Here is a 26,930-nt window from a genome sequence, read left to right on the forward strand (position 1 = left end):
TCAATACCGTTATTTACTATAGAAGGGAGCATCGGGCTTGTTCAACACCCGAATAAGGTGGCGGCTACGCGACACCTATTCTTATTGTATGGATAATTATTAAGAAATATGAGTAAAGTGAGACTCAGGCTTAAGCAGCAACTTAAGCTTCTATTTAATAGCTCGATATTCTTAAGGCTCCTTTCAAAGGCCGATAACAAACGTGAGCATTAAGTGGAACTCCAAGCACCACACTCGAATAGTCTACAGGGTCTAGAACCCGTATTACGCAATATAGAGTCAGCTTATTATGAATACAGTAACAAATAAATGTATTAACGTCGGTGTCGATACAGGTAAAGAACAACTTGATGTTTATATTAGACCCCTCGACATTTTCTTCACTGTCTCCAACGATGATAAAGGTATCAAGCAAGCCATAAAAATCATTCAAAAACACACGCCATTACGAGTCGTGATTGAAGCTACAGGTCGATTAGAAATGCCTTTTATTATAGCTTGTCACAATGCCAAACTACCGTATGTAATAGCCAACCCTGTTCATGTAAGACGTTTTGCAGGCGCTATCGGGCAGAGGGCTAAAACAGACAAACTTGACGCAAAACTTATCGCGCACTACGCCGAAGCTATAAAGCCCAATTTAACGACACTAAAGCCAGATTCTATGCGACTCATGGCAGATTTAGTCATCCGAAGAAACCAGCTTCTTTCGATGCAAACAATGGAAAAAAATCGCATGAAAATTATGCCCTCGCAACTCATTCTGACGATTAAACCTATTTTAACTGCGTTTAAAAATCAGATAGAGAAAATTGAAAGCAAGATTATCAAGCTAATTGAAAGTAACCCTGAGTATCAAGCCAAGAATGAGATATTACAAAGCATGCCAGGAATAGGGAAAATTGCAGCGGCGTCTATCATTAGTAACCTTCCAGAGTTAGGGTTAATAACCAATAAACAAGCCTCATCTCTCGTCGGAGTGGCCCCAATGAACCGAGAAAGTGGCCGCTATAAAGGGCTCAGAAAAATTCAAGGGGGACGAGCTCAAGTAAGAACCGTTTTATACATGGCCATGATGTCAGCCATCCAATGTAACCCCATTTTTAAGAGCACATATCAGAGGCTTTTAGCTGAAGGGAAACCTAAAAAAGTAGCCATCATTGCATGCGTAAGAAAGATGGTAACCATCCTAAACTCAATGCTACGAGATGGCGCCTTATGGGATGCAAAAATAATTTAATCTAACTTATTGACACCATAGTCGTTTGTTAGGCATTTTTGCCAATAGCCATTAAAACAGGCATGTTACCTTTGGAGCTACTCATTATAAAAGGACTATTAACTCTAGTATTTACAAAGCCATTTGCTATAAATGCTTGTTTAACCCTTTTCTCTGACAACCCCATACCCGATGAGTCATCATTAGAAAGCCAATCCCATTGTACAAAAAATCCACCTTCTTTTATTAGGGATTTTAATAAACTCAAAGTTGCTTCATAGTCAGGTAGAAAACCGCAAACAGAGGACGCCACTATTAGATCAAATTTGTTTTCTAACTCAGGAAGGTTTTGAACTAACTCTTTTGATAAATAATCAGATATAGACGACACATTGTTCAGCGACTTTTTATCCAAATGCTTTATCATTTCTGAAGATGGATCTATCGCAACAATACTTTTAGCGGTTGGACTCATTAGCTGAGTTAATGCACCTGTACCACAGCCAAAATCAAGGACGGTTAAACCATTAATATTGATGTTATCTGAAAGTTCTGAAAATGCATTTTTAGCATACTCTTCAACTGTTGGATCAACATCCCAGTTCTCAGCATACTCGTCCCACTCATTACTCAAAATACTCTCCAAAAACTCATAGTTTACCTAAATGCCTAACGCTAAGTAGGCCGCACGTGCGGTCTATCCCATTCAATGAGCGCGCGTCCTATCACAAAAAATATGATCTTCATCACGTTCGCGCATCACTTTATGATTTGATATTAACCCATTGTCTACCTTAGTTTTTTACTCGGAATCAATCAATCGTCGATCCATTTCTATCATTGATTACTTTGACAAATGACGCAAACGAAACCACAAATACTGTGCACATACAGCCAAAAAGTGCGCATCATGTCAAACACACCATTGCGACTCCAGCTGCGATTTAGAAATACAATTTATCAGCACCATTACAGTATTCGCACCGAGCAAACCTATTGGCATTGGATAAAACGTTTTTTGTATTTTTATCACAAGCAGCACCCAGCAAAGCTCGGAGCTGCTGATATTGAACGATTTCTAACTCATCTAGCGGTCGATAGGCAAGTCGCTCCGGCGGCTCGAAACATCACGTTTAATGCATTCATGATGCGCCGATAAACATTCAATGTTATACAGCGCAAGACTGTTGTTATCTCCGATGAATATTCATTGGTACTTAAAAACGCCTCTCCGTTCGTTTGGTTATCGCTTGGGAATCATTTCCGAGACAGTTTTAAGCGGCGAGCAATTCATTAACCATTCTCTGTGGCCAGTATGTATATCCGTCTGCTCTTGAACAAACGAAAATCCTTGCTGCAAATAAAACTGACAAGCGGGATGATTATTTTTATAAACAGTCAACATCAACTCATGACGCTTGCGTTTCGCATCACCGATCAGCGCCTTACCAATCCCTTGACCTTGCAACGATGGCTTTACAAAGAGAGCTGCCAGCGTATTGCCATGCAGTGCGTAAAAACCACCAACGCTTGATTGCTGCTGGTAAACATAAACTTCCGAATTCGGTAAATAAACATCCCGCATAGTTGCAAGTTGAGCGTGCCAAAAGGAAGATTCAACAAAATCATGGGCGATGCGCGAAGCATCAAGCCAAATATTGAGAATTGAGTCCATATCATCAACTTGGAAAGATCGGATCATAAACTACTCCAATCGGTCAAAACGAGAGATGGCTTTTAGCAAACTTAAAACTAAACAACAGTTTCCCACGCAATGTTTTGTAATTGTTATGCCACACTAGTATTTCTATAGTAATGGCGGTAATAGCCGATTAAGTTGCTGGTGATGAATAGCACTTCCATTAATACTGCAGTTGGTGAACCGACCAGATAATTATGGGCCAGCCAAAAACAGGTGCCAACGATCATCAACTGCCTTAATCTTTGGTCATTGCTGTTGAACGCGGCGACCGTTTGAAAGACCGAGCCTAAGCAACTCAGCATACTAGCGACACCAGCATAAGTCAGCACCGTCGCCAATACAGAAGTGAAACAAAATAGATATTTAAGCTTAGCCGAGCTTGAAAAAATACTCACGAAGTATCGGATCGTAGCTATCCCCATGAGACTGGTGGCCGTCCACTGACCCAGCAGCGCAAAATGCAAAGAGATTAAAATCCCAGCACAAAACAAGCATGTCACTATTTTTGCTCTCTCCCGAAACTGAAACGACATAAAGTCGAAGCAAATAGCGACGGCAACGAATAATTGAGAGATTAGAAATAACGACATAAGGGCCTATTACATATTGATCATTATAGTGTAAATAACTGGGAGCTTATTCAGGCGAAACCGACCGGATTAAAGCTTTGCGACTAGATCCATTCTTGATCTGCATATGCCACTGTCATATCGCTTTCTAAGGCCCCGGTATGCGCGGTACTGGCAGGCTCTATCATCATGAAATGAGTGTCTGGCTCTGCACGAGGGCAATGCTCCACACCTTTTGGTACAACAAACATCTCCCCTACACCGAGCTCAATATCCTTATCTCTCAACTGAATCGTGAGATGGCCTTTAAAAACCATAAATAGCTCATCCTCGTGTTGATGTTGATGCCACACCAGTTCGCCACTACCTTTCGCAATTTTAACGAGTTGTCCGTTAGATTGAGCAATCACCTTAGGCGTCCACTCTTCGCTAAACAATTCAAATTTATGACTAATCGTAATCTTACTCATTTCATTCCTTCAGTTTTATTGGAAATAAAAACAGATAATAAGCAGCATATCTGAGCAAACATGGCCAAAATACATCATCGCTTAAATCATTAAAATGTCATGGAAAGCTTGGCTAGAAAGCACCTTCAATCATTACCGTTTGGGTTCGGGCAAAACCGGAGGCGTGCTATCCATATAAGTTAAGAAATTTTCCCATAGCTGATGCGTCCGCAGTTTGGTCAGCTTGGTTTTACAAGACAGTGCCATCACGCCTCGAATCGATCCCTCCCGCCACTGGGTATACACAGAATCACAGTGCGATTTATAGTATTTCCGCCAATCTTGCTGCGCCAATTTAATCGCGTCAAGCAATTCAGGATCATCCTCATTGTGCTTTAAACTGGTCGCAAGATAGCGTTGCATTTGCTGTTCGGCCAAATCTAATTCGATTCCAGCACAGTAATTAATGTCGAGCGTCGAATAGGCTTTTTCACAATCTATGGTTTGTTCTGTTGCGGAAACTAAAAACACAAAACATAAGCCAAGCAAACACCAATAGCGATTCATCATCTTCCTTTTCACCAATTTCGAATTAAAAATTAGTTTAACAGTAAGTCGATTTAAACACTCACCTTTGATGGATGGCTGAAGCTTTAATCAGTTATTGATGGGCCATCAAGCGTTTATTTTCGCAGCGCCCTTTAAGGCAGCGCTACGTCACTGAACCCGATAGCGCGAGGGATGCTGAAGATGCCGAATTCATCAGAAACCTTCGGCAATTCAGGCACGAGAGATTGAAACACTTCTAATTTAAATGGTCGGGATAAAGAGGTAAATAATACGCCCGGTCATACAAGGCAAGTCGCGCGTTGATGCATCATGATTCATCATTCTCTCGCATACATCACTGAGCTCAGCCTTTAATAAATCAAGCTAAATTGCTTACGATAACCTTTGGGGCTGATCCCATTTAGTTTTTTAAACACTCGAGAAAAATACAGAGGATCGTTATAACCCACCTGTAAGCTAATCCGGCTAATACTCACGTTATTGGTGATCAACAACTGCTTGGCACGGCTAATTCGTTGATCGTCTCGCCATTGAGTAATGGTCATGCCCAGTTCATCACGGAATAAGTGACCCAGACGAGAGCTCGATAAACAGACTGTTTCAGCGATCTCTTGGTATTGAAAGTCTCGCGTTAAATTGCGAGTCATAAAATTAATGGCGGTTTCGATACGTGGATCTAAAGCCTTGCTACGTACATCCGGTTGCATCTGTTTACAGCGCAGTAACAACTGCTCTAATAAATTCAAGGACAACTCTACATCGAAGGGATCGCCAGTTTTCGAATGACGTTCCACATCTTGAAATAGATGTTCTAGTTCAACTTGCTGTTCCACTCCCGGCTTGGGTGAGAAATAAACACCATTTTTGATTTGTGCCCACTGTAGCCAGTCTTGCCAAAAAGCACGCGGACGAAAATAGACCCAGCGATGTTTCCAAGTATCACTGTCAGCCTGTCGACGATAATAATGGGGTACTCCCGGTGGGAATAACAACAGATCGCCAGCACTTACATCAAATTGCTTATCCCCTTGAAAAACTGAACCTTGCCCTTCGCAGGTATAGTTGATGATAAATCCCTTCATCCCTTGAGGACGATCGATACAAAAATCTAAATCTTCACCTTTTGTAATTGGGGTTAAACCAGCGACTAAATGCGCATCAAAATTATAACCCGGCTTAAGAGGATCGTTTTGCATATGCTTTAAATAGGTTTTATTTGAAACAATTGTCGAAATCATAGCATTAGATTCTCAGTAGTTTGTGTTTGTTGGATCGCAGATATGAACAAGGGTTGCTTAGCAACCCTTGTTCGCGGGTGATTAACCCAAAGAGTTCAAACGATAATGCAGATTGTTATGGCGTAACTCCATTTGTAAGGAACGGACATCGGTCGAGTTGTCAATAATAATCAGTTCAATATCATGCACTTGTGCATAATCGATCACCGTTTCCATGCTCAGGGCTTGAGTATATACCGAGTGGTGAGCCCCACCCGCATGGATCCAACTCGCAGCGGCAACCGGTAAATTTGGTTGTGGCTGCCATAGCGCATGCGCAACCGGTAAGTTGGGCATGTCTTCGGGCAAATCAACCGTATCCACCGCATTAGCGATTAAACGGAAGCGATCCCCTAAATCAATTAACGACAAGTTAATTGCTGGTCCAGCCTTCGCCGAGAATTTAAGCCGCGGAATATCACACTTACAGCCAATGGTATGGCGAGCAATAATTAGTTCGGGTTTATTTTCACTAATACTTGGACAAACCTCTAACATATGCGCCCCGAGCACCTGATCAACCGCACCGAAGTCGTAGGTATAATCTTCCATAAAGGAGGTACCACCCGCTTCACCTTCAGTCATTGCCTTCACAATGCGAACCAAAGCTGCGGTTTTCCAATCACCTTCACCGCCATAACCATAACCTTTGGCCATCAAACGTTGGGTAGCGAGGCCTGGCAAGTTAGTCAAACCATGCAGATCTTCAAAGCAGTTGGTGAAGGCCATACAACCATGGTCGCTTAGGAAACGCTCCATACCAATTTCTAAACGGGCTTCGTTCACCAGTAACTGGTAACTTTCTGGATCACTCAATAAAGCTTGATCCACTACGTATGAAGCACAATATTCATCGATGAGGCTGGCACAATCATCGTCTGACACCTTGTCGACATAAACTTTAAGGTCACCGACCCCATAGGCATTGACTTCGTAGCCAAATTTAATTTGTGCCGACACCTTATTTCCATCCGTCACCGCCACCTGACGCATATTGTCACCAAAGCGCGCCACTTTTAGGCTTTCGGATTCATACACACCACGAGTTGCACGGGCCCATTGATCGACTTCTTCCAATACCCGAGGTTCTTGCCAATGCCCAACCACCACTTTACGTGGAACATTCATTCTGGTCACAACAAAGCCAAACTCTCGGCCGCCGTGAGCGCTTTGGTTAGTATTCATAAAGTTCATATCAATACTTTGCCAAGGCAGATTCGCATTAAATTGGGTATGTAAATGCAGCATCGGCTTATTGAGCTGACCTAAACCAGCTATCCACATCTTGGCGGGAGAAAAAGTATGCATCCATAACATGATCCCAGCACAGCTTTCATCGCTATTCGCGCGACGCATCAGTCGACTGATTTCTGCGGCATCGGTGACCACCCCTTGGTCTACAATATTCAGCGAAATCTCTCCGCTGTCATTTAAACCCTGAACAAGCTGATTGCTGTCATTGGCCACTTCTTCGAGCACTTTAGGCCCATACAAGTGTTGCGAACCAGTTACAAACCACAGTGATAGAGTTGAATTAGTCATATAAAAATTTCCTTAATTAACGCGAACCTTTTTGACCGTAATAGGCATTTTTACCGTGCTTACGTAAATAGTGTTTATCAAGCAGCCCCTGATTAAGTGAGCCGACCTGCGGATTCAGTTGACGGGTGTACAGCGCCATTTTTGCTACTTCTTCTAAAACCACTGCGTTATGTACAGCATTCTCGGGACTGGTTCCCCAACTAAACGGACCATGTTCGCTCACCACGATACCGGGCATAGCAAGTGGCGGAGTATCGGCCAGCGTTTCGATAATCACTAAACCGGTATTGGCTTCATAATCGACGTCAATCTCAGACTGAGTGAGTGGCCGAGTACATGGGATATCGCCATAGAAATAGTCAGCATGAGTGGTTCCAAGTGCAGGGATAGCTAAACCCGCTTGTGCCCAGGCACAAGCAAAGGGGGAATGGGTATGTACGATGCCTGCGATCTCTGGGTATTGCTGATACAGAGCCAGATGAGTGGCGGTATCAGAGGAAGGTCGAAGCTCTCCTTCTACGACTTCACCAGCCAAATTGACCACCGCCATATTCTCGGGGCTCAGCTGTTCATAGGCCACGCCACTGGGCTTAATCACCACTAAACCGCGCTGACGGTCGATACCGGAAACATTTCCCCAAGTAAAAGTCACCAACTTGTGCGTTTGCAGCGCCATATTGGCTAAATACACCTGCTCCCGAAGCTGGGCCAGCGTCACCGCGGTATTATCTCGATCAGCCATCAATTTTTCTCCCCTTGCTGAGCGACCAAGTTTTCGACACTCTCACCAAGCTGACGATATTGCAGATGTCGCTGTTGATAGAAAGCTACCCGCTCAGGATTAGGTTGATAGGTTAAATGAACCGCACTAGCCATTGCTTGCTGAGCACTCGCGGTATTGGCATATAGTCCAGCAGCCACCGCCGCAAAAATACCAGCTCCAAGAGCGCAACATTGTTCGCTGTCCATGACCAACAGCTCGCAATTCATCACATCCGCACAAGTTTGCATGACTAAAGGCGATTTTTTGGCAATACCACCAATCGCAATCACCCGCTTCACTTCCACTTGTTGATTCACAAAACAGTCCATGATCGCCTTGGCACCGTGCGCCGTCGCTTCGACCAAGCTATTAAAGATCATTGGCGCACTAGAGCCCAAGTTCAGCCCAGCCACCGTGCCCGTGAGGCGCTGATTAGCGAAGGGTGTCCGACGACCGTTATGCCAATCCATTGCGACCGGATCGGCTAAGCTTTGTGCCTGACAATGTTCGCTAAGCAACGGAATTAAACTTTGTTCAAGCTGTTTGAGGGCTGCCGCCGCTTCGGAACTTTGGCCGGCAATTTGCTGCAGCGGCCACAATAGCACTCGCTTATACCAGGCATATAAATCACCAAAAGCCGATTGACCGGCTTCTAAGGCCACCAACTCTGGCATCGCGCTGCCTAATACCTGACCACAGATCCCTTCAATAGTACGCTCGCCCAGCTCGGCCGGATCGACCATCAAAATATCGCAGGTTGAAGTCCCCATCACTTTCACTAAGTCATGAGCGCCCGCGCCAGCCCCGACCGCGCCCATGTGACAGTCAAATTCACCAACGGCTACCGCAATACCTGCCGGTAAACCGAGTTTATCGGCCCACTGTTCGCTCAAATAACCCGCCACTTGATCGGCGGTGAACACCTGTTGATACATGCGTTCACGCATCCCATCTAAGCTCGGAGAAATAGCACTTAAAAACTGTTGATCAGGCAAGCCGCCCCAAGACTCATGCCAAAGGGCTTTGTGCCCTCCAGCACAGATCCCCCTTTTGATACTATCTGGCGCCAAATTATCGGCCAGTAGCGCGGGAACCCAATCGGCAAGTTCCACCCATGCGTAAATTGATTTCGCCAGTTCGGGATCCTGCTCTGCAACCCAAGCGGCCTTCGCCCAAAACCATTCGCTGGAATAAACACCTCCCACATAACGGGTGTAATCTTCAAATTCTCCACCATGAGCAAGCTGATTAATTAACTCAGCTTTCGTTACACTGGTATGGTCTTTCCATAGAATGAACATTGCATTGGGGTTATCTTTATGTTCATCGAGTAATGCTAATACTCTCCCCTGCGCATCAATCGGTGCGGGAGTTGAGCCGGTGCTATCAACACCAATCCCAACAATATTACCTCGAACGTCTGCACTACAGCCGTCCAGCGCCTGCATAATGGCGGCGCTCATCGCATCGATATAGTCCTGAGGATGATGTCTAAATTGAGAAACTTCGGCCTTGGAATATAAACCTTTCATCCATCGAGGGTATTCACTAACACTGGTACCGACTTCTTGACCATCGTCGGTTCCAATAATTAGAGCCCGTACTGAATCTGATCCAAAATCGAGCCCGATCACATAACGCTGCTTATCCACCCGCCACTCTCCTGATAATTGCTACATTATCAATATAGTGGTCGTTGCTTGGTAAACCTGCCATAAACGATAACGCTATTGTCATGGATATTATCGTTACTTAGAAAATTATCAATCATGGGTCAAAATATTGAGAATCGCTATGAAAAGCCTTTCTTATAGCAAAAATCACGTTTTTTCACGGCAAATATGTACAAATTTGTCAATTCACATACTGGCAACATGTCAATAACAGCTAAATATATGGATAAGAACGCTGTCATGCCAAACTTGTCGTTTTGTTAGCGACTTATTTTTAAAAGATGATGAATACTTGTCCCAGTTAAACGAGAGACGCAATTAGCTCGACCCTTAACTTGGTGAAAGATTAGCTAAATATTTTACACGGAGCGAAAAAATGAAGCTTTATAAAACCCTCATAAGTGCAGCAATGGTGAGCCTGTTGGCGCTTGCGCCATCAATCGCTAGCGCAAAGAAAACCGTTGGTATTGCGATGCCAACCAAATCATCGGCCCGTTGGATCGGTGATGGTAATAATATGAAAGCATTATTTGAAAAAAGTGGATATAGAGTTGTATTGCAATATGCCGGTGATGATATTCCTAATCAATTGGCGCAAATAGAAAACATGGTAGTACGTGGTGTCGACGCGCTGGTGATTGCCTCTATCGATGGGACAACCCTATCGAAGGTACTAGAACAAGCCGCAGAAAGTGATATTCCAGTGGTAGCTTACGATCGCCTCATTAAAGGCTCACCTCACGTGAGTTACTACGCCACCTTTGATAACTTCCAAGTCGGCGTATTACAAGCACAAACCATCGAAAAAGCGCTCGATCTCGCGAACGGCGCTGGACCTTTTAATATTGAGTTATTTGGCGGTTCCCCCGATGATAACAATGCCTACTTCTTCTATAACGGCGCAATCTCTGTACTACAACCTTACCTTGATAGCGGTAAGTTAGTGATCCGTAGTGGTCAAACTGGCATGGAAAAAGTGTCAACCTTACGTTGGGATGGTGCAACCGCACAAGCACGGATGGATAACCTACTCAGTGCCTACTACACCGACGAACCTATTGATGCTGTGTTGTCTCCCTACGATGGCATCAGTATTGGGATCTTATCTTCATTGAAAGGGGTTGGTTACGGTAGTGGCGACTTAAAAATGCCTTATGTCACCGGACAAGACGCTGAACTGCAGTCAATTAAATCAATTATTGCCAACGAGCAGGGCTCTACTATTTTCAAAGATACCCGTGAACTTGCCAAGGTTACAGTTGGCATGGTTGAAGCGTTGTTAAGTGGCTCCGAGCCACAAATCAACGACACTAAAACCTATGACAATGGCTATAAAGTTGTCCCTTCCTTCCTACTCAAACCAGTTCCAGTAGATAAATCAAACTGGGAAGAAATACTTATTGGTAGTGGCTACTACAGTAAAGACCAGCTGTAGTGTCGATTTGAGACCTTTTGATCCATGGATCAAAAGGTCTCGCTTATTCGATCCTTGATTTTTCTGAGGGAACTATGAATACCATTTTAGAAATGCGCAATATCACCAAAACCTTCCCTGGTGTAAAAGCGCTAAACAACGTCAGCCTCAGTTTAGACAATGCTGAAATTCACGCACTAGTGGGCGAAAATGGCGCGGGTAAATCCACGTTGATGAAAGTTCTCAGTGGCGTATATCCACATAGTAGTTTTGATGGTGAGATTGTTTATCGGGGCCAAAAACAACAATTTAATACCATTTCAGATAGTGAACACAAAGGCATCATCATCATTCACCAAGAGCTCGCCTTGGTTCCGATGTTATCGATTGCCGAAAATGTATTTTTAGGGAACGAAATCGAAGACAAAGGTGTCATCGATTGGCCACAAACCTTCCTTAAAACCCAAAAAGTCTTGGCCAAAGTTGGCTTAGGCAATGAAAATCCGCAGACAAAAATTCAGAATTTAGGCGTGGGCAAACAACAATTGGTTGAAATTGCCAAGGCACTTTCCAAAGACGTGGAAGTACTTATCTTAGACGAGCCAACCGCCAGCTTAAACGAAACCGATAGTGATGCCCTGCTCGAATTACTGTTAGAGTTTAAACGCCAAGGCATTGCTTCAATCCTGATTTCCCACAAATTGAATGAAGTGGCCAAAGTCGCCGACAAAATTACGGTGATCCGCGATGGCGGAGCGGTGAGCACCATGGATTGTCGCACCCAGCAGATCAGTGAAGATGACATTATTCGCGATATGGTTGGCCGCGAATTACAAGACCGTTATCCACACCGTAAAGCCACCATTAGTGAAGAAATTCTCAGCGTGAATAACTGGGAAGTTTATCACCCACTACACAGTGAACGGCGAATCATTCATAACATTGATTTTGCGGTAAAACGCGGACAGGTGGTTGGTATCGCTGGACTAATGGGAGCTGGTCGAACCGAATTAGCCCGCAGTATTTTTGGTCACTCTTATGGGCAAAAAATATCGGGCGAATTAAAATTACATGGCAAACCAGTCAAGCTCAATACCATAGAAAAAGCCATTGAAGCAGGTTTAGCCTACGTGACCGAAGACCGGAAGGACTATGGTCTGGTGTTAATCGACAGCATTTTGCACAATATTCCTTTGGCAAATTTGTCGGCTATCTCAAATCATACGGTCATTAATAACGCGCAAGAAACCATGCTTGGCAATGACTACAAGAATAAGATGAACATTCGCTGCTCATCACTCAGCCAGCATACCGATAACTTATCGGGTGGTAATCAGCAAAAAGTTGTGCTTGCCAAATGGTTGTTTGCCGATCCAGAAGTCCTAATCCTCGATGAACCCACTCGGGGCATCGATGTGGGCGCAAAATATGAAATATACACACTGATTAATCACCTCGCAGAGCAAGGAAAAGGCATCGTCATCATCTCTTCTGAAATGCCAGAGCTATTAGGCATGTGTGACCACATCTACGTGATGAATGAAGGGGAGTTCGTGGGTGAACTCACTGCCGAACAGGCATCTCAGGAAAAAATTATGCAATTGATCATTCAATCGGGGAGAGAATGAAATGAGTACCAAAGTTGTAAACAATGCTAAAGATAGCGACAACTCGGTGAGTGGATTTGGCGCTGTCACTCGTCATCTGAGAGAATATGGCATTTTATTAGCCCTGATTGTGATTATGGGATTCTTTCAGATTATTACCGAAGGCACCCTACTCAAACCGGTTAACCTTACCAACTTATTTTTACAAAACTCCTATATCATTATTATGGCCTTAGGCATGTTACTGGTGATTGTTGCAGGTCATATCGACTTATCGGTCGGTTCTGTCTGTGGCTTTGTCGGCGCGCTGGCTGCGGTGTTAATGGTTAACTTTGACTTTAACTGGTTTGTTACGGTAATCATTTGTTTAGCCGCAGGTTTCGTGATTGGAGCAATGCAGGGCTACTGGATCGCTTATCATAAGATCCCAGCGTTTATTGTGACTCTAGCGGGCATGTTAGTCTTTAAAGGTTTAACCATTGCGCTGCTACAAGGGCAATCGGTAGGGCCATTCCCTAGTGAATTTCAGGCTTTAAGTTCGGGGTTCATTGGCGATATCTTTGATATGCACAAATTTAACCTCACTTCTTTCATCTTAGGAATTATTTTAGTCTCAGCTTTTATCGGCTTTAACTTACGCAGTCGCCTCAAACAACAGCAGTTGATGCCCAGCGAAGAACCCACCAATATATTTTTACTCAGAATTGGTTTCATCTCCGCGGCGCTACTCTACTTGGTCTATTTATTGTCTACCTATAAAGGTATTCCCAATATTTTAATGGTAATGGCCCTGCTCATTTCACTGTATGTATTTATTACCAATAACACCACTATCGGACGACGCATCTATGCCATTGGTGGTAACGAAAAAGCGGCCTTGATGTCAGGAATTAATACCAAAAAAATCACCTTCTTAACTTTTGCCAATATGGGAATGTTAGCTGCGCTGGCAGGTTTGGTATTTGCGGCTCGACTTAATACGGCGACACCAAAAGCGGGTTTATCTTTCGAACTGGATGTGATTGCGGCGGTATTTATTGGTGGCGCCTCGGTACATGGCGGCGTTGGTAAAATCATGGGTGCGGTGATTGGTGCATTCATCATGGGCGTGATGAATAACGGTATGTCAATCATGGGCGTTGGCATCGACTGGCAACAAGTCATTAAAGGTTTGGTATTACTGGCTGCGGTTATTTTCGATGTTTACAGCAAAAAACGCAGTGCATAAATTTGAATGCTTAAGCCGAAGGACTTAAGCCTATAAAAAAGAGATTAAGTCCCGACTTAATCTCTTTTTTTATGACCGATACTGCTTAGTGAATGCCGAGGACAAATTAGCCAACAGCAAGCAACTAAGGCATCACAGGAACAAATCCCTCTCATAGCAAAATTCCAAGTCGGCACGCCACTATTTTTAGCCCTAAAGCTGAACGGCGACGACGAAGCGACTTGCTATCAAGCGCCCCTTAGTGAAACACCGATACTTGCTGCTGCAGTGCATCAGCCATAGATTGTAATTGCGTGGCACTGTCGGCGCTTTTCGCCGCGGTATTGCGGCCATCGGCATTTGCCTCACTGAGTTTGGCGGCATTGGCGGCAATCTCTTGAGACACCTGCGCCTGCTGTTCAGTCGTGGCGGCGATAGTCTCCGATTGACTGGCAATTAAACTGACTTGCTCAGTAATCTTGCTCAGAGCCTCACCGGTATTAGCGGCATGCTCGGTAAACAACTCACCCCGTTGTTGGCTCTCACTCATCATGCTCACCGCATTGCCAGTACTGGCTTGCAGTTTCCCAACAATGGCTTCCACTTCTTTCACCGAATCTTGGGTTCGTTTGGCTAAGGTTCGAACTTCATCGGCGACCACCGCAAAACCACGACCTTGTTCACCCGCCCTCGCTGCCTCAATTGCCGCGTTCAAGGCAAGTAAATTGGTTTGGTCTGCAATTTCGTTGATCATTCGTGTTACATCTTGAATATTACGGCTCTCTTCTCCCGCCAAAGCTATCGCATCAGAAGACTGCTTCAGCTGTTGATTCAGCAAGCCAATCTCTGAAATCATCTGCTCAACTAAATGAGAGCCATGTTGGCTACTGCTATCAGCTAAACGCACACTGCCGGCGATATCTTCGACTTGATGCGCCACCGAATTTGCCGATGCAGCCAGTTCTTCTATCGCCGCAGCGACCTGATCCACCTGAAGCTGCTGGCCATCGAGCTGTTGCAAACTATTTTCAGAATCGGTAAATACACTGCTCGCCTGCTGTTGCACACGATTACTCGTGTCTCGAATATGAGTAATCAATTGATTGAGCTCTCTGGCCATTTGGTGCACGCCTGCATTTAAGCGCTCAATCTCGTTATCGGCTTCGGCGTTACCCTCGCCCATCTGTAGGCTCATTTCGCCAGCACCCATGCGTTCAATATTTCCGGTTAAGCTGAGCAAGGGTTTAGTAAAGCGACGCACAAATAAACTGAGCGACACAAAACTCAAAATTGCAGCGAATACAGCAATCATGATCACAATATGCAGTAAATCGCGACTGGCTTCGGTGACTTCCTCCACCAAGGTTCCGCCTAATAGCTTCCAATTCCACCCAGGGACTTCGGCATAAACCAAATACTGTTCAGCAACCTTACCTTGATGCTCAGCAGTAAAGCTAATCACCCCTGAAGCTTGCTCAAAAATCTGTTTAAATAGTTTATGTCCTTGCGCATCGACCCGGTCGATGATCGAAGCTCCATCCTTAATATAGGGATGATAAAGATAGTTCCCTAAGGCCTCACTCGGGCTATTATCCACGACAATACTGTGTCCGGTTTTACCCCAATTAATTTGCGACAAATTAGCGAAAATACGCTGAGTCGGTTCTTCAATGGGGATCCCAATAAAGCTTAAACCCATGACTTTTCCTTGAGGTGTTTTCAAGGGATAGTAATAGGTCAAATAGTCATGACCAAACAATTTGACCTTGGCGTAATAATCTTGACCATTCATCAGACGTTGATAACCCGGATGTTGCTTGCCCAAGCGACTCCCAAGTACCCGTTGACCATCTTGGTTGGTTAATGAGGTGCTCACCCGAATAAAATCATCACCACTGGCAGAAAACAAAGTCGCGACCGCACCAGTATCCTGAGTAAAGCGATCTATTTGACTAAAATCCCCTAACAACGACTGGCCGTTAAGAACAATCTCATAGACCTTAAACTGTTGGTAATTAACCGACTGAGCCAATACTTGAAAGCCGTCGAGATAACCATTTCGAAAGGTTCGCTCCAACACTTTTGCTTGTTTTAAATAATCGTCAAACTCACCAGCGATATTCTCAGCTAAAGCTTCTACTTTAGATCGATGATCGTACATGGTTTGTTCAAACAAAGCTGCAGCGGCTTTTTCATAAACCAGAGAGCTAATCGCACCAAACGCAATCACGATCAATAAACCCACAAATAATTGCAGTTGTAAGCCAATTCGGCGATGGCCAAAACCGTTTAAAATGCAAAATGCTTGCATAAATTTGTAACCTAAAAAAATGTGAATGCGGATGCTACAAAAATGGAAAATTTAAGTAAACACGAGTCACCAATAAATTGCGTTTATTTTGCTATCGATCAATATCAGACAAAAATAAGTATAAGATACCGCACTTGTGAATTTATATTTTTAAAAAAGAATAGAAGGCAATAATTTAAACTAAATTATACGAAATATTTAAAATTAAAGGTTTAATGTAAATAAAACAGACAGTCATTAAACTAAACATCTAAGGAAAGCGCAGGCTTCATCTCAAAACACACTTAAGTTTCGGTCGGCGGCCACAGTGAAACATCCCTTGCTCGCACCAGCAGTAAGCATTTATTCAACTTCGTTATATTTGCAATAGACTGGCGAGGTAGACCCGTATGAAAAAAAACTGAGCGATTGCTTTTAATCCGAAGTACCAGTGAGTGTTTCGAATACCAATATGAAATACTCACAATCACCACAACGTGCCATGAATTGTCCTTAAGGCCGCCAAATTCCTGAAGAAATACAGCAATAGAGAGCTCCTGTTAACGATTCTCTATTGAGCGATATTTTGACAATGATGACGCAGCTTGTCAGGGAAGATATAGACAAATGTAGACTCAAGATTGACACTCTGCGGAACTAACCACCAAGATGGATCGAAGGGGAGTAAATACCAAGCTTGTTGTTGCCAGTGCAACGCTAAATTGGGCTTAAGTTTAGTTGCCGCGAGAGTGATAGCTTGCTGCTGCGACAAGCTTAGATCTTGAATCGCAATGCGCGCCAGCTGCTCCGGACGCAAATCAGCTAAAGCATCGCGAATGCAATGACGCTGCTCATCTGACAAGGCGCTTGCCGCTTCAAATACCGAAAGAGAAGGTGTATTTATCGCAGGCTCCCCCCCCATATCACTGGCGATACTTTGCTTAGCGACTGCTCGCGCTGATTCTTGTAGTATTCGAGCTTGGCTTGTCGACTGTTGAGCTTCCGCCCGTTGCAGCTCGTGGTCTCGCCGCTCCACTCCTCCTACAGAAGACGGACTTGCAACGGAACGAAGGGCTTCGTTTTGATAGCTCAATTCGCTGGGTGTTGCCAGACTTGGATCGTGCATCACGCTCTGCCACAACCACCAGCCCAATACGCCAACACAGCCAATCGAAGCGGCACTGGCCCATAACGGAGCCCCCGCCCAACTTTTGCGACGAACCAAAGGCACTACTTTGGCTTGTTTAGTCTGCTGCTCGGCCAAATTTAAGATCTGCTGATCCAACTCGGGCGAAGGTTGCAGTGGGTCGATGGCTTGCTGAAATGCTTGATCGATTTGCGCGTCACTCGGGGGATTATCAGTATGCTCAGCCATGGTGTTTCTCCCAACATTCACGTAATTGCTGATAAGCAGTGCGTATTCGGCTTTTCACCGCATCGAAGGAGGCATCCAATACCACACTAATTTCGGCAACTGCCAAGCCATTTTGTTTCAACATAAAAACATCCTGCTGCTTTCTCGGCAAGCGCGATACACAGAGCAGAATCACCTGCTTGGCTTGTGCCTGTTGATGACTTAACTCTGGATTTGTGGTCGCCAAAAGCCCCGCTAAGGCCTGTTCATCTTGCTCACCTTGACCACCTTGGCGACGCCAATGATCGGCAATACGGCGACGAGCAATAGTATAAAGGAAGGCCCGAAACTTACCTTCACAGCCCGCATAGACAGAGACCCCCGCCTCACTGGTAACCATCAGGTGGAAACTACTCGCTTGGCTTATCAGCGACTCCCAAATATCCTGAAACACTTCATTAGCAGCTGTTTCAGGCATTTTTTGTCGAACAAAGGCAAATAACGCTTTACGATAACGTTGATACAAGCACTCAAAGGCCGCGAGATCGCCACGCTGTCCATAGTCGAGCATCAGTTGCTCATCACTGGCTAAGCTCATAAGTTTGGGCTTGATTCCTTGCTGGTAAAATACGACCTTGCGGCTGAGAAATGAGGCTTGAGTGGGAATCAAGCAAGGCCGCATTCTGCTGCGCTAAGCTAAACGTTAATCTGACCAATTTAACAAACTCTGCACGATATCCAAAGTTATCCTTACCTTTAGCCTGATTTGCCCAATCAATAATTTGCTGATAGCTAACATCACCAAGGTAGGGAGCGGCAGTTAATTTTTGGCCAAAAGCCGCCACCGCTAACGCAAACCTATCGTCATCTGATATTTTTGAAAGTGCAATAAAGTCATCTTTGTGGACTCTTTGAAGCTGCTTCGCAGAAACTTTAGAGTGAGCAGTTTTATAACGTAGCCTCAGTTCAGCAATCGCAGGACTAGTTTCTGCCGAGGCTTGCTTCGCTTGCGACGCAGACTGAAATACCAGCGGTTCGATTAAGCCTTGATCACCGACTAAGGTGAGTTCATATATGGCGGTCACACTATGGCCGGCACCGATATCGCCAGCATCCTTTTGATCGTTATTAAAATCGGCACGCTCGAGTTGGCGATTCTGATAACCAAGTAAACGATATTCTAAGACCTGCGTTGGATTAAATTCCACTTGAAATTTTACATCATGAGCGACGGTGTACAGGCTACTCCCCAACTGATCCACCAACACCTTCTGCGCTTCATGAAGGGTATCAATATATGCGGAGACGCCGTTGCCAGTATCAGCCAGTTGTTCCATTAAATAATCGTTATAATTTCCCTGACCAAAACCAAGTGTCGAAAATTGAACCCCCGCCTTACGCCGCTCGCCAATCAAATGTTTGAGCGCATCCACATCACTCACCCCAACATTTAAATCGCCATCCGAGATCAAGTAAACTTGATTGATACCGCCGGAGATAAAGCCTTGCTGTGCTTGCTGGTAGGCTAAAGCAATACCCGCTTCACCATTGGTGGCTCCACCAGCCCTTAAACTATCAATCGCTCTTTCGATCGTCTGTCGGCTACTCGCTTTGGTTGCGGGCAGTGCCACACTGGTGCCACTGGCATAGGTGACAATTGCCACACTATCATCGGCTTTAAGTTGGCTGAGCATCAACGACATCGACTGCTTGGCTAGCGTGAGCTTATCACTGGATTGCATCGAACCCGAGACATCCACTAAAAATACTAAGTTAGCTGCAGGGCGTTGCTGTATGTCCGGTTGGTAACTATTAATACCAATCCGCAGTAAATGATTATTGGGGTTCCAAGGCGACGCGGTGAGCAATGTATTCGCAGCAATTGGCTGCGCTTCAGTCAGAGAATGCGGCATCAGATAATCATAGGAAAAGTAGTTAAGCAGCTCTTCAACCCGCACAGCGGCTTTAGGTGGCATTTGCCCCTGATTAATGAAACGTCGAACATTGGCATAACTAGCCGTATCTACATCAGCGCTAAAAGTAGACACCGGCTGCTCACTCACCAAGTGCACAGTTGAGTCTTCAAGCACTTGATAGTTTTCCTGATTGCTTACTTTAGGCAATGATTGTATCTGTGAAACATAACGAAGGTCTGCTTGTGGCGAAAGTTTGGCGTGGCGAGTCAATTGTTGAACCGCCGCGGCTTGCTCTAACCTTTGCCGGGGAATGGCAGCGTCTTCGGCTAAAATCAGCGGCTCGGCGGTGGGCGCTACTGGCGCTTTAGACTGCTCTGCTTGCGTATCGCTGTATTGGCCACAGGCGACCAAAGCTGATACAGCTAGCACCAAACCCACAGCGCGCGCCACCGGAGAAAAAGTAGAAACAGAAGAAAATTGCATCATCGATTACCTTATTTAAGAAAGTCTCAACTTAGTAATCGTTGCAAGTCCAAAAACGAGGCTAAAAAAATGAAAAATATTAATCTGGGCCAATTTTACCTAGCATTTGGCTAAGGCAGTTTGCGGTTTAAGAACACAAAAAATTTCACCTCGATAGTAAGTAGAATAAATACTAAGGTTAAACGAATCAGTACATGAAGCAACACGGGCTCGCTCGTTTCACTGCCCTCTATTGCTGCCATAATCAGTGCATAAATAGATGAAAGATCCATGTTAACTCCCAAGTGTTATGATCCATGTTCGGCCATGTAATAATCAGCGTCGGTCAACTCTGCAGCATGAGTGAAGCTGAAATTTAGCGGTTTAAACAACGCTTTGAGATCATTGCTTGATTGACAATCAACATAAATCAACACGACAAAAACCATCAACACAATCAACTTTACCAACACAACAGTTTTCATTTGCTATCAATTATTCATCTAAAAGTTGCCCCCAAAACCAGAGATTTCGAGGGCACTAAGGTCTATTTATAAGGCTTGTTTATAAAGCTGCATCACTTGATCAGGGCTGGGTTGGCGAGGGTTCCCCGGTAAACAAGGGTCCTGCATCGCTTTATCAATCCATTGACCAAAATCAGTCTCGCGGATCCCTAACTCAGCAAAGCCTGACGGAATTTCAACTGTCGCCGACAACTGACGAACCAAAGCGACCGCGAGGGCTGCCGCGTCTTTATCATTGAGATCAAAGGTTCTACCGCCCATTGCCTCGGCAACCGCGCGAAACGGCTCAGGGCAGGTTTCAGCGTTAAATTCACACACTTCCGGCAACAAAATTGCGTTGCATACACCATGCGGTAGATTATGCGTCGCACCGGGTTGGTGAGCCATCGCATGCACTAAACCAAGACCTGCGCTATTAAACGCCATCCCCGCCAAAAACTGAGCACATGCTAAGTTATCACGTGCCTCAAAGTTTTGGCCCTCTGCAACAGCTACTGGCAACCATTTGCTAATTAAGCGGATCGCCTCTAAGGCTGTCGGCCGGGTTAAAATATGCGCCCCCGGCGTCACGTAGGCTTCAATCGCATGAGTGAGAGCGTCCATACCAGTAGCAGCCGTGGTTGCCGCCGGTAAACCAAGCATCAAGCTGGGATCATTCACCGCAATATCCGGGATTTGTTTGGCATCGATAATCACCATTTTGACTTGGTTTTCTTCATCGGTAATCACCGAATTAGAAGTCATCTCTGCAGCCGTACCTGCGGTGGTATTAATGGCAACAAAATATGCCCCAGAGTGAGTCACCTTGCCGACGCCATTAAAATCACAAATATCACCGTCGTTAGAGGCCATAATACGAATGGCTTTAGCACAATCGACTGGGCTGCCCCCACCCACTGCGATAAAACAATCACACTCGGCTTTTTGATATACAGCAAGACCCCGCCGCACCAGAGATGCAGTAGGATTTGGTAAGACTTCATCGAACATCTCATAAGCAATCGAATAGCTATCTAGGGCACTCAACAAAGTATCTAACAAACCTAATTTAACTAAATTAGTATCCGTGACAATCAAGGCTTTTTTTACAAATTGCTGACTCAGTACCGTCACCGCATCTTCAACGGCCCCGCTACCCGCTAAACTTAACTTTGGAAGATTCAATGCAAATGCCATGGCTATTCCCTCTCATAATTTACAATTAAGTAACACCAATAGTTACGCTAGGCACATTGTATGTAGCGAGCGAGGGGGAGTTTGTGCTCGGTTTTTCAAAACTACCGACTAGCCAATATATTGTTACAAGTCGACAATTTTGTACTATTCAACTCGCGTCTCTTCAGGCGGCAAGTCTCGCGTCAATCAAAGCTTTCACGACTTAAAAAATACGTCCAAAAATCCAACACAGACACGCTTTACAAACTATTCTTTGAGTGGTCGGTCAAGTGACTACCCGCAGCAAACTGTTGTGACTGCAAGTTGATATCGACAAGGAGCGCTAGCCATGGTTAGCAGCGATACAGGTATCTTCTTTATTTTATTCGCAATTGTGGCTCTCTTGCTGGGGGCCCTACTGCGTTCTGTATTAAAGAAAAGTATTCTGCCCTACAGCGTTGCCCTGCTGCTGCTTGGTTTGGCGGCAGGTCTGGTACTGCGTTCTTTCAACTTCAAGCTTGAAGGCTTATCAGAGGCCTTAATTACCGTGACCTCTATCGACCCACATCTGATCCTATTTATGTTTTTACCCACCTTGATCTTTGAGTCCGCCTTCGCCATGGAAACCCATTTGTTTCGACGGATCTTCAGCCAAATTGCACTACTCGCAGTTCCCGGATTAATGCTCGCGATGCTCGCAACCGCTGGGCTGGTTCACGCTGTATTACCTCTGGATTGGAGTTGGGCGCTGTGTTTACTGTTTGGCGCTTTAATCAGCGCCACCGACCCGGTAGCGGTGGTGGCCCTGCTTAAAGAAGTCAGCTCTAGAAAACGCTTGGAAACCCTAATCGAAGGTGAATCACTACTCAACGACGGAACTGCCATTGTACTGTTCTCGCTGTTTCTTGGTTTACTGAGTCATACTGAATCACTTACCTTTTTCGAAGGCGTGAATGAATTTTTTCGAGTGGTACTGGCGGGCTTACTGCTTGGCTTAACCATTGGTTATCTGGCACTGTTATGGATGGACCGACTATTTAATAATCCAATGGTCGAAATCAGTATCAGCATTGCCAGTGCCTATTTGGTTTACTTTATAGCTGAAAATGTGTTGCATGTTTCCGGTGTGGTGGCTGTCGTCACCATGGCTATCCTATTTGCAGGCCCCGGTCGCACTCGAATATCCGTCCAAAGCGCCGATTTTCTGCACTCATTTTGGCAAATGATGGCTTATATCGCCAATACGCTAATTTTTTTACTGGTCGGATTAATCGTTGCTCTCAAGGTGCGTTTGGATTTACTTGAGTGGTGGTGGACCTTAGCCGCATTATACCTCGGGGTAATGCTCATACGAGCCCTTTCAATCGCCATTTTAATGCCGATATTAGGTCGAATTAGTATTGGACTCTCTTGGCAAAAAGCCAGCGTATTAACTTGGGGGGGACTACGCGGTGCGGTTTCTCTGGCACTGGCACTGACCTTAGTCAACCACCCACAAATCGAGCCACTTGTTGGTCAACAGATCCTATTTATGACCGCTGGAATCGTGGTACTGACAATTGTGATCAACGGCAGCAGCATGGGCTGGCTGCTAAATAAATTGCAGCTAAGTGGCTTACCCCACTCAAAGCAGGTCACCGTAAATAAGGCCCAACACCTTATCTACCGCGAGCTGAATCAGGAAATCAAAGTATTAAAACAAGACCCTCTCACCATTCGTGCAGACTGGACAAAAATAGCCAAAGGGCTCCAGCTCAGTGAAAACGACCTCGATGACAGCTTAGGCGGCGATGCCGAGTCGGGTGAACTCAGGATTGCTTATCAACGGCGCTTACTGGAAACCGAACGTCAATTTTACTGGAAACTCTATCGCAGCGGCGGTCTTGAAAGACTCGCGGTAAGTAAGTTGGTCGATGGCGTAGATCGCGCCCTCGATGGCGCGCCTTCCATCGGTCCAAGAGAAGTCTTGTTCCACTACTGGAAAACACCACTATTGGTGAAATTACTTGGGCGTATCTCCTGGCTTAGCCGACTCTCGCTTAGTCTGTCTTTCAACCAAATGGCCTTAGGTTATGAAGTGGCTCGCGGGTATATTTTGGCCCAAGATCATATCCTACAAATCGCCACCGAGTTAGCACCAACCCCGCAATTAGCAGACGTATTCACCCAGCAAATTGCCCATAACAAAACCAAAGTCTTAGAGATGATCTGGCAATTACAAGAAAGCTTTCCGGAAGTAGCCTACAGCTTAGAAACCCAAACGGCCAGCCGCCAACTGCATAATAAAGAGCGCTTTTTAATCACTCAGCTGGTCGAAGAAGCACAACTCGAGCAGGCCGAAGCCCAGAAAATGTTAGATGACGTAGAACGGCGTTTAATGGCACTGCGTAATATGCCCAGATTCACCACTCCCAGTGATTTTTGTAGCATACTCAAACAGGTGACTTGGCTTGCACAGGCCAAGGAGCGCTCTCTATTAAGCTTAAGCCGTCACGCCTGGCGACGGATCTACCCGCAAGGCGAGTTACTCCAGAGAAGAGGCGAGCAAGCCGATGCAATCGCCATTTTATGTCGTGGAAAAATCCAGCAACACCAGCAAAAAATCGACACTTTAGGCAGCTGTTTAGGACTGGAAGCACTACTGACAGGCCATTTTCAACAGGATATCTACAGCGAAGGTCCCTGTGATCTTATCTGGATAGATTTAAACGTATTAAGAAGCGTATCTAGTGAAGACCCCAAGCTGGCGGAACGATTAAGTGTAGAGCTACAACAACAACTATCGCAGCAGCAAGCTGTCACCTCACCTGAGCCTATAAATCCAAACCAGTAAAAAACGCTCACCAGCCAGTAGTGCCCCAAAGCCCGCAGAAATTAAGTGGATTGAGGACAAAGCGCATGACTCATGTTGACCTTAAAGGCTTTCACTGCCTTAAGTTTGCTTACCATTCTTCTCTATAACTTTGTAAACTAACGGTGCTGAAAAGGGGACATATTACGCCGAGTAAACGACTTGCTTGGAATTCGAGTCATCACAAGCATACTCCCGGATACAACTTAACTCATAATGAGCGCCAGTCTGTTATTATCGACACGCATCGTAAAATGGCTATCAATATCGAGGCTTACTAAGCTAAATACACTCGGTAAATTATTTGATGAGCTTAAAACCAACTGTAATCGCTAGTGATCACATAAAGCCTTGCTCGGATTATTGAAGGTGAAACATGATAAAAACCATCTCATGGATAACTGTAGCAATCACTCTCTTTTCAAGCCAGTTAACGGCCCAAGAGATGCTTGGCTACACCATCCATGCTCCCCCACTAAACTTTGTGCTTACACCAAAACAAGGAGAGCCAGGCGAGCCTGAAATAACAGGTTTCACCACCGACGTGATTAAGGAAATCTTCCATCGAACCAGAGATATAGTAAACATTGAAATCATCCCCTGGGCACGCGCTTATCGTAACGCGAAAACCATCAACAATAATTTCATTTTTAGTATTGCCCGAACCGCTAAACGTGAAGCGCAATTTAAATGGGTAGGCCCTATCGCACGTAAAAAAGCACGCCTGTTTGCTAAAAGCGATAGTCTAATTTCGATAAATAGTTTAGCCGACGCCAAAAAGGTTGCGAGCATAGGGACCATGCGCGAAGACTCAAAAGAACAATACTTGAAACAACAAGGCTTTACTAATCTGCAAAGCACCACCCATTGGGAACAGGGATTAGGGAAATTATTATTAGGGCGAACCACCTTATTTGCAGCCACCGATCTCGATATCCAAGCCATTTCACGAGAAGCTCAAATCAATCCTCATCTCATGAAAGCAGTGTTTACCATGTATGGTTACAATATTTATATCGGCTTTTCTCAACTCACCTCAGATAGGCTGATTGCTCGCTGGCAAGCGGCCTTAGATGACATGAAAAACGATGGCTCTTTTCAAAAGCTCGTCGACAAATGGGCCGCTTATTACCAAGCTCCTAACTGGGAGGTAAAAGATGGCATGTTACAAGTCAAATAAGCACCTCGGCAAACGAGCCCCAAGCAATCATTAGCGGTTACACATCCATTCCAAAAATCAACGCCCCTAGTCTTGAGCAGCAAGTTGCAATGTTAAGGCTCTGGCAGAAATATTTTTACATCCAGTGGTATTTTGCCCACACCACAGTGGAGAAAAAGCATCAGAATTTAACTTTTCAGCTTCGCTACGGAGTTGAGTCATCTCAATTGAAGCATAAGGAAAGCTTGGAGCCAGCGGATGCATATAACCGAGCTCTTTCATCACTCGATTCACGATGCCACGAGCAGGCCTGCCAGAGAACACATTGGTTAACGCCGTATGCTGTGATTTACGACTCTTTATCGCAGCACGATGTAAGCGAGACGTTTTAGCTTCAGAGCAAAGTAAATAAGTGGTGCCAATCAATACTGCACCCGCCCCCAGCTGCAAAGCGGCTTGAACACCTTGGCTATCAGCGATGCCACCCGCGGCAATTACTGGCACGCTAACTTTATTTACAATTTGAGGGACCAGCGCAGACATCCCCATTTGGGTCGAAATATCGTCTGACAGGAACATCCCTCGATGTCCCCCCGCTTCCAAGCCTTGAGCAATAATCCCATCAACACCTTTAGATTCCAGCCACAATGCCTCTTTGATAGTGGTCGCTGAAGATACAATCTTGGTTCCCCATCCTTTTATCCGAGCCAGCAATGACTGCTCGGGCAGACCAAAATGAAAACTTATAAATTCCGGCTTAAATGGCTCTATCGCATCAGCAATATCATGATTAAATGGAGTTCTATTAACATAATGAGGCAAACTTTCGCTGTGGATCGCCAATTCTTCAAAATATGGCTTTAACTTTTCTCGCCACAACATATGCTGATATTCAGCATATGCCTGCATCTTATGGCAGAAAAAATTAAGATTATAAGGTTTATCGGTGGCCTGTTTAATGAAACCTATTTCGCTAACGATTTGTTCTATGCTTAACATGCCACAGGGCAAAGAACCTAATCCCCCTGCCTCACTTACCGCGATAGTTAACGCGCTATCTTGAACGCCTGCCATCGGCGACTGAATAATTGGTAATTGAGTCCCCAGTAGTGCTTTCATATTTTCTTTATACATATTCGCTTTCCATAACGCCGCCCCTTTCATCAGCCACTTTATCACCAGCGTCACGCATATTTAAAGCGCTCGCTTTTGAAGCCATCACCCCAA

At 45.0% G+C, this 26,930-nt stretch carries 23 protein-coding genes; 7 read left to right on the forward strand and 16 right to left on the reverse strand.

Annotated elements, in window-relative coordinates:
* Positions 1-289 precede the first annotated feature (289 nt).
* Positions 290-1,240 carry an IS110 family transposase gene (locus ACRRS0_RS14850; RefSeq protein ID WP_432452353.1) on the forward strand — a complete coding sequence of 317 codons (951 nt, stop codon included), beginning with the start codon at positions 290-292 and terminating at the stop codon, positions 1,238-1,240.
* 28 nt (positions 1,241-1,268) lie between these two features.
* Here ACRRS0_RS14850 and ACRRS0_RS14855 read toward each other — a convergent pair whose 3' ends face one another.
* Positions 1,269-1,853, reverse strand: coding sequence for a class I SAM-dependent DNA methyltransferase (locus ACRRS0_RS14855; protein ID WP_432452427.1), 585 nt, complete (start codon positions 1,851-1,853; stop codon positions 1,269-1,271).
* 276 nt (positions 1,854-2,129) lie between these two features.
* Between ACRRS0_RS14855 and ACRRS0_RS14860 the strand changes: the two genes are divergently transcribed.
* A complete protein-coding gene (locus ACRRS0_RS14860) occupies positions 2,130-2,378 on the forward strand; it encodes a phage integrase N-terminal SAM-like domain-containing protein (RefSeq protein WP_432452426.1) in 249 nt (82 codons plus the stop codon).
* An 84-nt stretch (positions 2,379-2,462) separates the two neighbouring features.
* Here ACRRS0_RS14860 and ACRRS0_RS14865 read toward each other — a convergent pair whose 3' ends face one another.
* The 8 genes from ACRRS0_RS14865 to ACRRS0_RS14900 all read right to left on the reverse strand — a co-directional run bounded on the left by ACRRS0_RS14865 (position 2,463) and on the right by ACRRS0_RS14900 (position 9,743).
* Positions 2,463-2,921: an N-acetyltransferase gene (locus ACRRS0_RS14865; protein ID WP_432452425.1), complete on the reverse strand. Its 459-nt coding sequence runs from the start codon at positions 2,919-2,921 to the stop codon at positions 2,463-2,465.
* 86 nt (positions 2,922-3,007) lie between these two features.
* Positions 3,008-3,511, reverse strand: coding sequence for a YgjV family protein (locus tag ACRRS0_RS14870; RefSeq protein WP_432452424.1), 504 nt, complete (start codon positions 3,509-3,511; stop codon positions 3,008-3,010).
* Between the two features lie 83 nt (positions 3,512-3,594).
* On the reverse strand, positions 3,595-3,960 hold the full coding sequence (locus tag ACRRS0_RS14875; protein ID WP_432452423.1) for a cupin domain-containing protein: 366 nt from the start codon (positions 3,958-3,960) through the stop codon (positions 3,595-3,597).
* Positions 3,961-4,092: 132 nt separating this feature from the next.
* On the reverse strand, positions 4,093-4,509 hold the full coding sequence (locus ACRRS0_RS14880; RefSeq protein WP_432452422.1) for a lysozyme inhibitor LprI family protein: 417 nt from the start codon (positions 4,507-4,509) through the stop codon (positions 4,093-4,095).
* A 350-nt stretch (positions 4,510-4,859) separates the two neighbouring features.
* Complete coding sequence (araC, locus tag ACRRS0_RS14885) at positions 4,860-5,747, reverse strand: arabinose operon transcriptional regulator AraC (RefSeq protein ID WP_432452421.1); 888 nt, start codon at positions 5,745-5,747, stop codon at positions 4,860-4,862.
* A gap of 81 nt (positions 5,748-5,828) precedes the next feature.
* Positions 5,829-7,328, reverse strand: a complete 1,500-nt coding sequence (araA, locus tag ACRRS0_RS14890; protein ID WP_432452420.1) for an L-arabinose isomerase — start codon at positions 7,326-7,328, stop codon at positions 5,829-5,831.
* A 16-nt stretch (positions 7,329-7,344) separates the two neighbouring features.
* On the reverse strand, positions 7,345-8,070 hold the full coding sequence (locus ACRRS0_RS14895) for an L-ribulose-5-phosphate 4-epimerase (RefSeq protein WP_432452419.1): 726 nt from the start codon (positions 8,068-8,070) through the stop codon (positions 7,345-7,347).
* Entirely contained in the window at positions 8,070-9,743 is a 1,674-nt protein-coding gene (locus tag ACRRS0_RS14900; RefSeq protein ID WP_432452418.1) for a ribulokinase, read from the reverse strand. Before ACRRS0_RS14900 ends, ACRRS0_RS14895 begins: the two co-directional genes overlap by 1 nt.
* Positions 9,744-10,140: 397 nt before the next feature.
* On the opposite strand from ACRRS0_RS14900, the gene chvE reads away from it, so the two are divergent.
* The 3 genes from chvE (at position 10,141) to mmsB (ending at position 14,013) form a co-directional block, all read left to right on the forward strand.
* Complete coding sequence (gene chvE / locus ACRRS0_RS14905; RefSeq protein WP_432452417.1) at positions 10,141-11,199, forward strand: multiple monosaccharide ABC transporter substrate-binding protein; 1,059 nt, start codon at positions 10,141-10,143, stop codon at positions 11,197-11,199.
* 74 nt (positions 11,200-11,273) lie between these two features.
* Positions 11,274-12,806, forward strand: coding sequence for a multiple monosaccharide ABC transporter ATP-binding protein (gene mmsA, locus ACRRS0_RS14910; protein ID WP_432452416.1), 1,533 nt, complete (start codon positions 11,274-11,276; stop codon positions 12,804-12,806).
* A gap of 1 nt (position 12,807) precedes the next feature.
* Positions 12,808-14,013, forward strand: a complete 1,206-nt coding sequence (gene mmsB, locus ACRRS0_RS14915) for a multiple monosaccharide ABC transporter permease (protein WP_432452415.1) — start codon at positions 12,808-12,810, stop codon at positions 14,011-14,013.
* A 238-nt stretch (positions 14,014-14,251) separates the two neighbouring features.
* On the opposite strand, the gene ACRRS0_RS14920 is transcribed toward mmsB, so the two are convergent.
* From ACRRS0_RS14920 to fucO, 6 genes are all read right to left on the reverse strand, one after another.
* Complete coding sequence (locus tag ACRRS0_RS14920; protein WP_432452414.1) at positions 14,252-16,303, reverse strand: methyl-accepting chemotaxis protein; 2,052 nt, start codon at positions 16,301-16,303, stop codon at positions 14,252-14,254.
* Positions 16,304-16,853: 550 nt separating this feature from the next.
* Complete coding sequence (locus tag ACRRS0_RS14925; protein WP_432452413.1) at positions 16,854-17,657, reverse strand: hypothetical protein; 804 nt, start codon at positions 17,655-17,657, stop codon at positions 16,854-16,856.
* Positions 17,650-18,234, reverse strand: a complete 585-nt coding sequence (locus ACRRS0_RS14930) for a sigma-70 family RNA polymerase sigma factor (RefSeq protein WP_432452412.1) — start codon at positions 18,232-18,234, stop codon at positions 17,650-17,652. Before ACRRS0_RS14930 ends, ACRRS0_RS14925 begins: the two co-directional genes overlap by 8 nt.
* Positions 18,218-20,038: a vWA domain-containing protein gene (locus tag ACRRS0_RS14935; protein WP_432452411.1), complete on the reverse strand. Its 1,821-nt coding sequence runs from the start codon at positions 20,036-20,038 to the stop codon at positions 18,218-18,220. Before ACRRS0_RS14935 ends, ACRRS0_RS14930 begins: the two co-directional genes overlap by 17 nt.
* A gap of 107 nt (positions 20,039-20,145) precedes the next feature.
* Positions 20,146-20,307, reverse strand: coding sequence for a hypothetical protein (locus ACRRS0_RS14940; protein WP_432452410.1), 162 nt, complete (start codon positions 20,305-20,307; stop codon positions 20,146-20,148).
* A gap of 258 nt (positions 20,308-20,565) precedes the next feature.
* A complete protein-coding gene (gene fucO / locus ACRRS0_RS14945; RefSeq protein WP_432452409.1) occupies positions 20,566-21,714 on the reverse strand; it encodes a lactaldehyde reductase in 1,149 nt (382 codons plus the stop codon).
* A 328-nt stretch (positions 21,715-22,042) separates the two neighbouring features.
* Here fucO and ACRRS0_RS14950 point away from each other — a divergent pair, with 328 nt between their 5' ends.
* Positions 22,043-24,526 carry a cation:proton antiporter domain-containing protein gene (locus tag ACRRS0_RS14950; protein WP_432452408.1) on the forward strand — a complete coding sequence of 828 codons (2,484 nt, stop codon included), beginning with the start codon at positions 22,043-22,045 and terminating at the stop codon, positions 24,524-24,526.
* 394 nt (positions 24,527-24,920) lie between these two features.
* Complete coding sequence (locus ACRRS0_RS14955; protein WP_432452407.1) at positions 24,921-25,724, forward strand: substrate-binding periplasmic protein; 804 nt, start codon at positions 24,921-24,923, stop codon at positions 25,722-25,724.
* Between the two features lie 66 nt (positions 25,725-25,790).
* Here ACRRS0_RS14955 and ACRRS0_RS14960 read toward each other — a convergent pair whose 3' ends face one another.
* A complete protein-coding gene (locus tag ACRRS0_RS14960) occupies positions 25,791-26,837 on the reverse strand; it encodes an NAD(P)H-dependent flavin oxidoreductase (RefSeq protein WP_432452406.1) in 1,047 nt (348 codons plus the stop codon).
* Positions 26,838-26,930 lie beyond the last annotated feature (93 nt).

The organism is Agarivorans sp. QJM3NY_29, assembly GCF_050870835.2.
Taxonomy (GTDB): Bacteria; Pseudomonadota; Gammaproteobacteria; order Enterobacterales; family Celerinatantimonadaceae; genus Agarivorans.

Bases quoted from the DNA above. Each gene is read 5' to 3' on its own strand.
- ACRRS0_RS14850 (WP_432452353.1), top strand. From the start codon at position 290: ATGAATACAGTAACAAATAAATGTATTAACGTCGGTGTCGATACAGGT.
- ACRRS0_RS14860 (WP_432452426.1), top strand. From the start codon at position 2,130: ATGTCAAACACACCATTGCGACTCCAGCTGCGATTTAGAAATACAATT.
- ACRRS0_RS14865 (WP_432452425.1), bottom strand. From the start codon at position 2,921: ATGATCCGATCTTTCCAAGTTGATGATATGGACTCAATTCTCAATATT.
- ACRRS0_RS14870 (WP_432452424.1), bottom strand. From the start codon at position 3,511: ATGTCGTTATTTCTAATCTCTCAATTATTCGTTGCCGTCGCTATTTGC.
- ACRRS0_RS14875 (WP_432452423.1), bottom strand. From the start codon at position 3,960: ATGAGTAAGATTACGATTAGTCATAAATTTGAATTGTTTAGCGAAGAG.
- ACRRS0_RS14880 (WP_432452422.1), bottom strand. From the start codon at position 4,509: ATGATGAATCGCTATTGGTGTTTGCTTGGCTTATGTTTTGTGTTTTTA.
- araC (WP_432452421.1), bottom strand. From the start codon at position 5,747: ATGATTTCGACAATTGTTTCAAATAAAACCTATTTAAAGCATATGCAA.
- araA (WP_432452420.1), bottom strand. From the start codon at position 7,328: ATGACTAATTCAACTCTATCACTGTGGTTTGTAACTGGTTCGCAACAC.
- ACRRS0_RS14895 (WP_432452419.1), bottom strand. From the start codon at position 8,070: ATGGCTGATCGAGATAATACCGCGGTGACGCTGGCCCAGCTTCGGGAG.
- chvE (WP_432452417.1), top strand. From the start codon at position 10,141: ATGAAGCTTTATAAAACCCTCATAAGTGCAGCAATGGTGAGCCTGTTG.
- mmsA (WP_432452416.1), top strand. From the start codon at position 11,274: ATGAATACCATTTTAGAAATGCGCAATATCACCAAAACCTTCCCTGGT.
- mmsB (WP_432452415.1), top strand. From the start codon at position 12,808: ATGAGTACCAAAGTTGTAAACAATGCTAAAGATAGCGACAACTCGGTG.
- ACRRS0_RS14920 (WP_432452414.1), bottom strand. From the start codon at position 16,303: ATGCAAGCATTTTGCATTTTAAACGGTTTTGGCCATCGCCGAATTGGC.
- ACRRS0_RS14925 (WP_432452413.1), bottom strand. From the start codon at position 17,657: ATGGCTGAGCATACTGATAATCCCCCGAGTGACGCGCAAATCGATCAA.
- ACRRS0_RS14930 (WP_432452412.1), bottom strand. From the start codon at position 18,234: ATGAGCTTAGCCAGTGATGAGCAACTGATGCTCGACTATGGACAGCGT.
- ACRRS0_RS14935 (WP_432452411.1), bottom strand. From the start codon at position 20,038: ATGATGCAATTTTCTTCTGTTTCTACTTTTTCTCCGGTGGCGCGCGCT.
- ACRRS0_RS14940 (WP_432452410.1), bottom strand. From the start codon at position 20,307: ATGGATCTTTCATCTATTTATGCACTGATTATGGCAGCAATAGAGGGC.
- fucO (WP_432452409.1), bottom strand. From the start codon at position 21,714: ATGGCATTTGCATTGAATCTTCCAAAGTTAAGTTTAGCGGGTAGCGGG.
- ACRRS0_RS14950 (WP_432452408.1), top strand. From the start codon at position 22,043: ATGGTTAGCAGCGATACAGGTATCTTCTTTATTTTATTCGCAATTGTG.
- ACRRS0_RS14955 (WP_432452407.1), top strand. From the start codon at position 24,921: ATGATAAAAACCATCTCATGGATAACTGTAGCAATCACTCTCTTTTCA.
- ACRRS0_RS14960 (WP_432452406.1), bottom strand. From the start codon at position 26,837: ATGTATAAAGAAAATATGAAAGCACTACTGGGGACTCAATTACCAATT.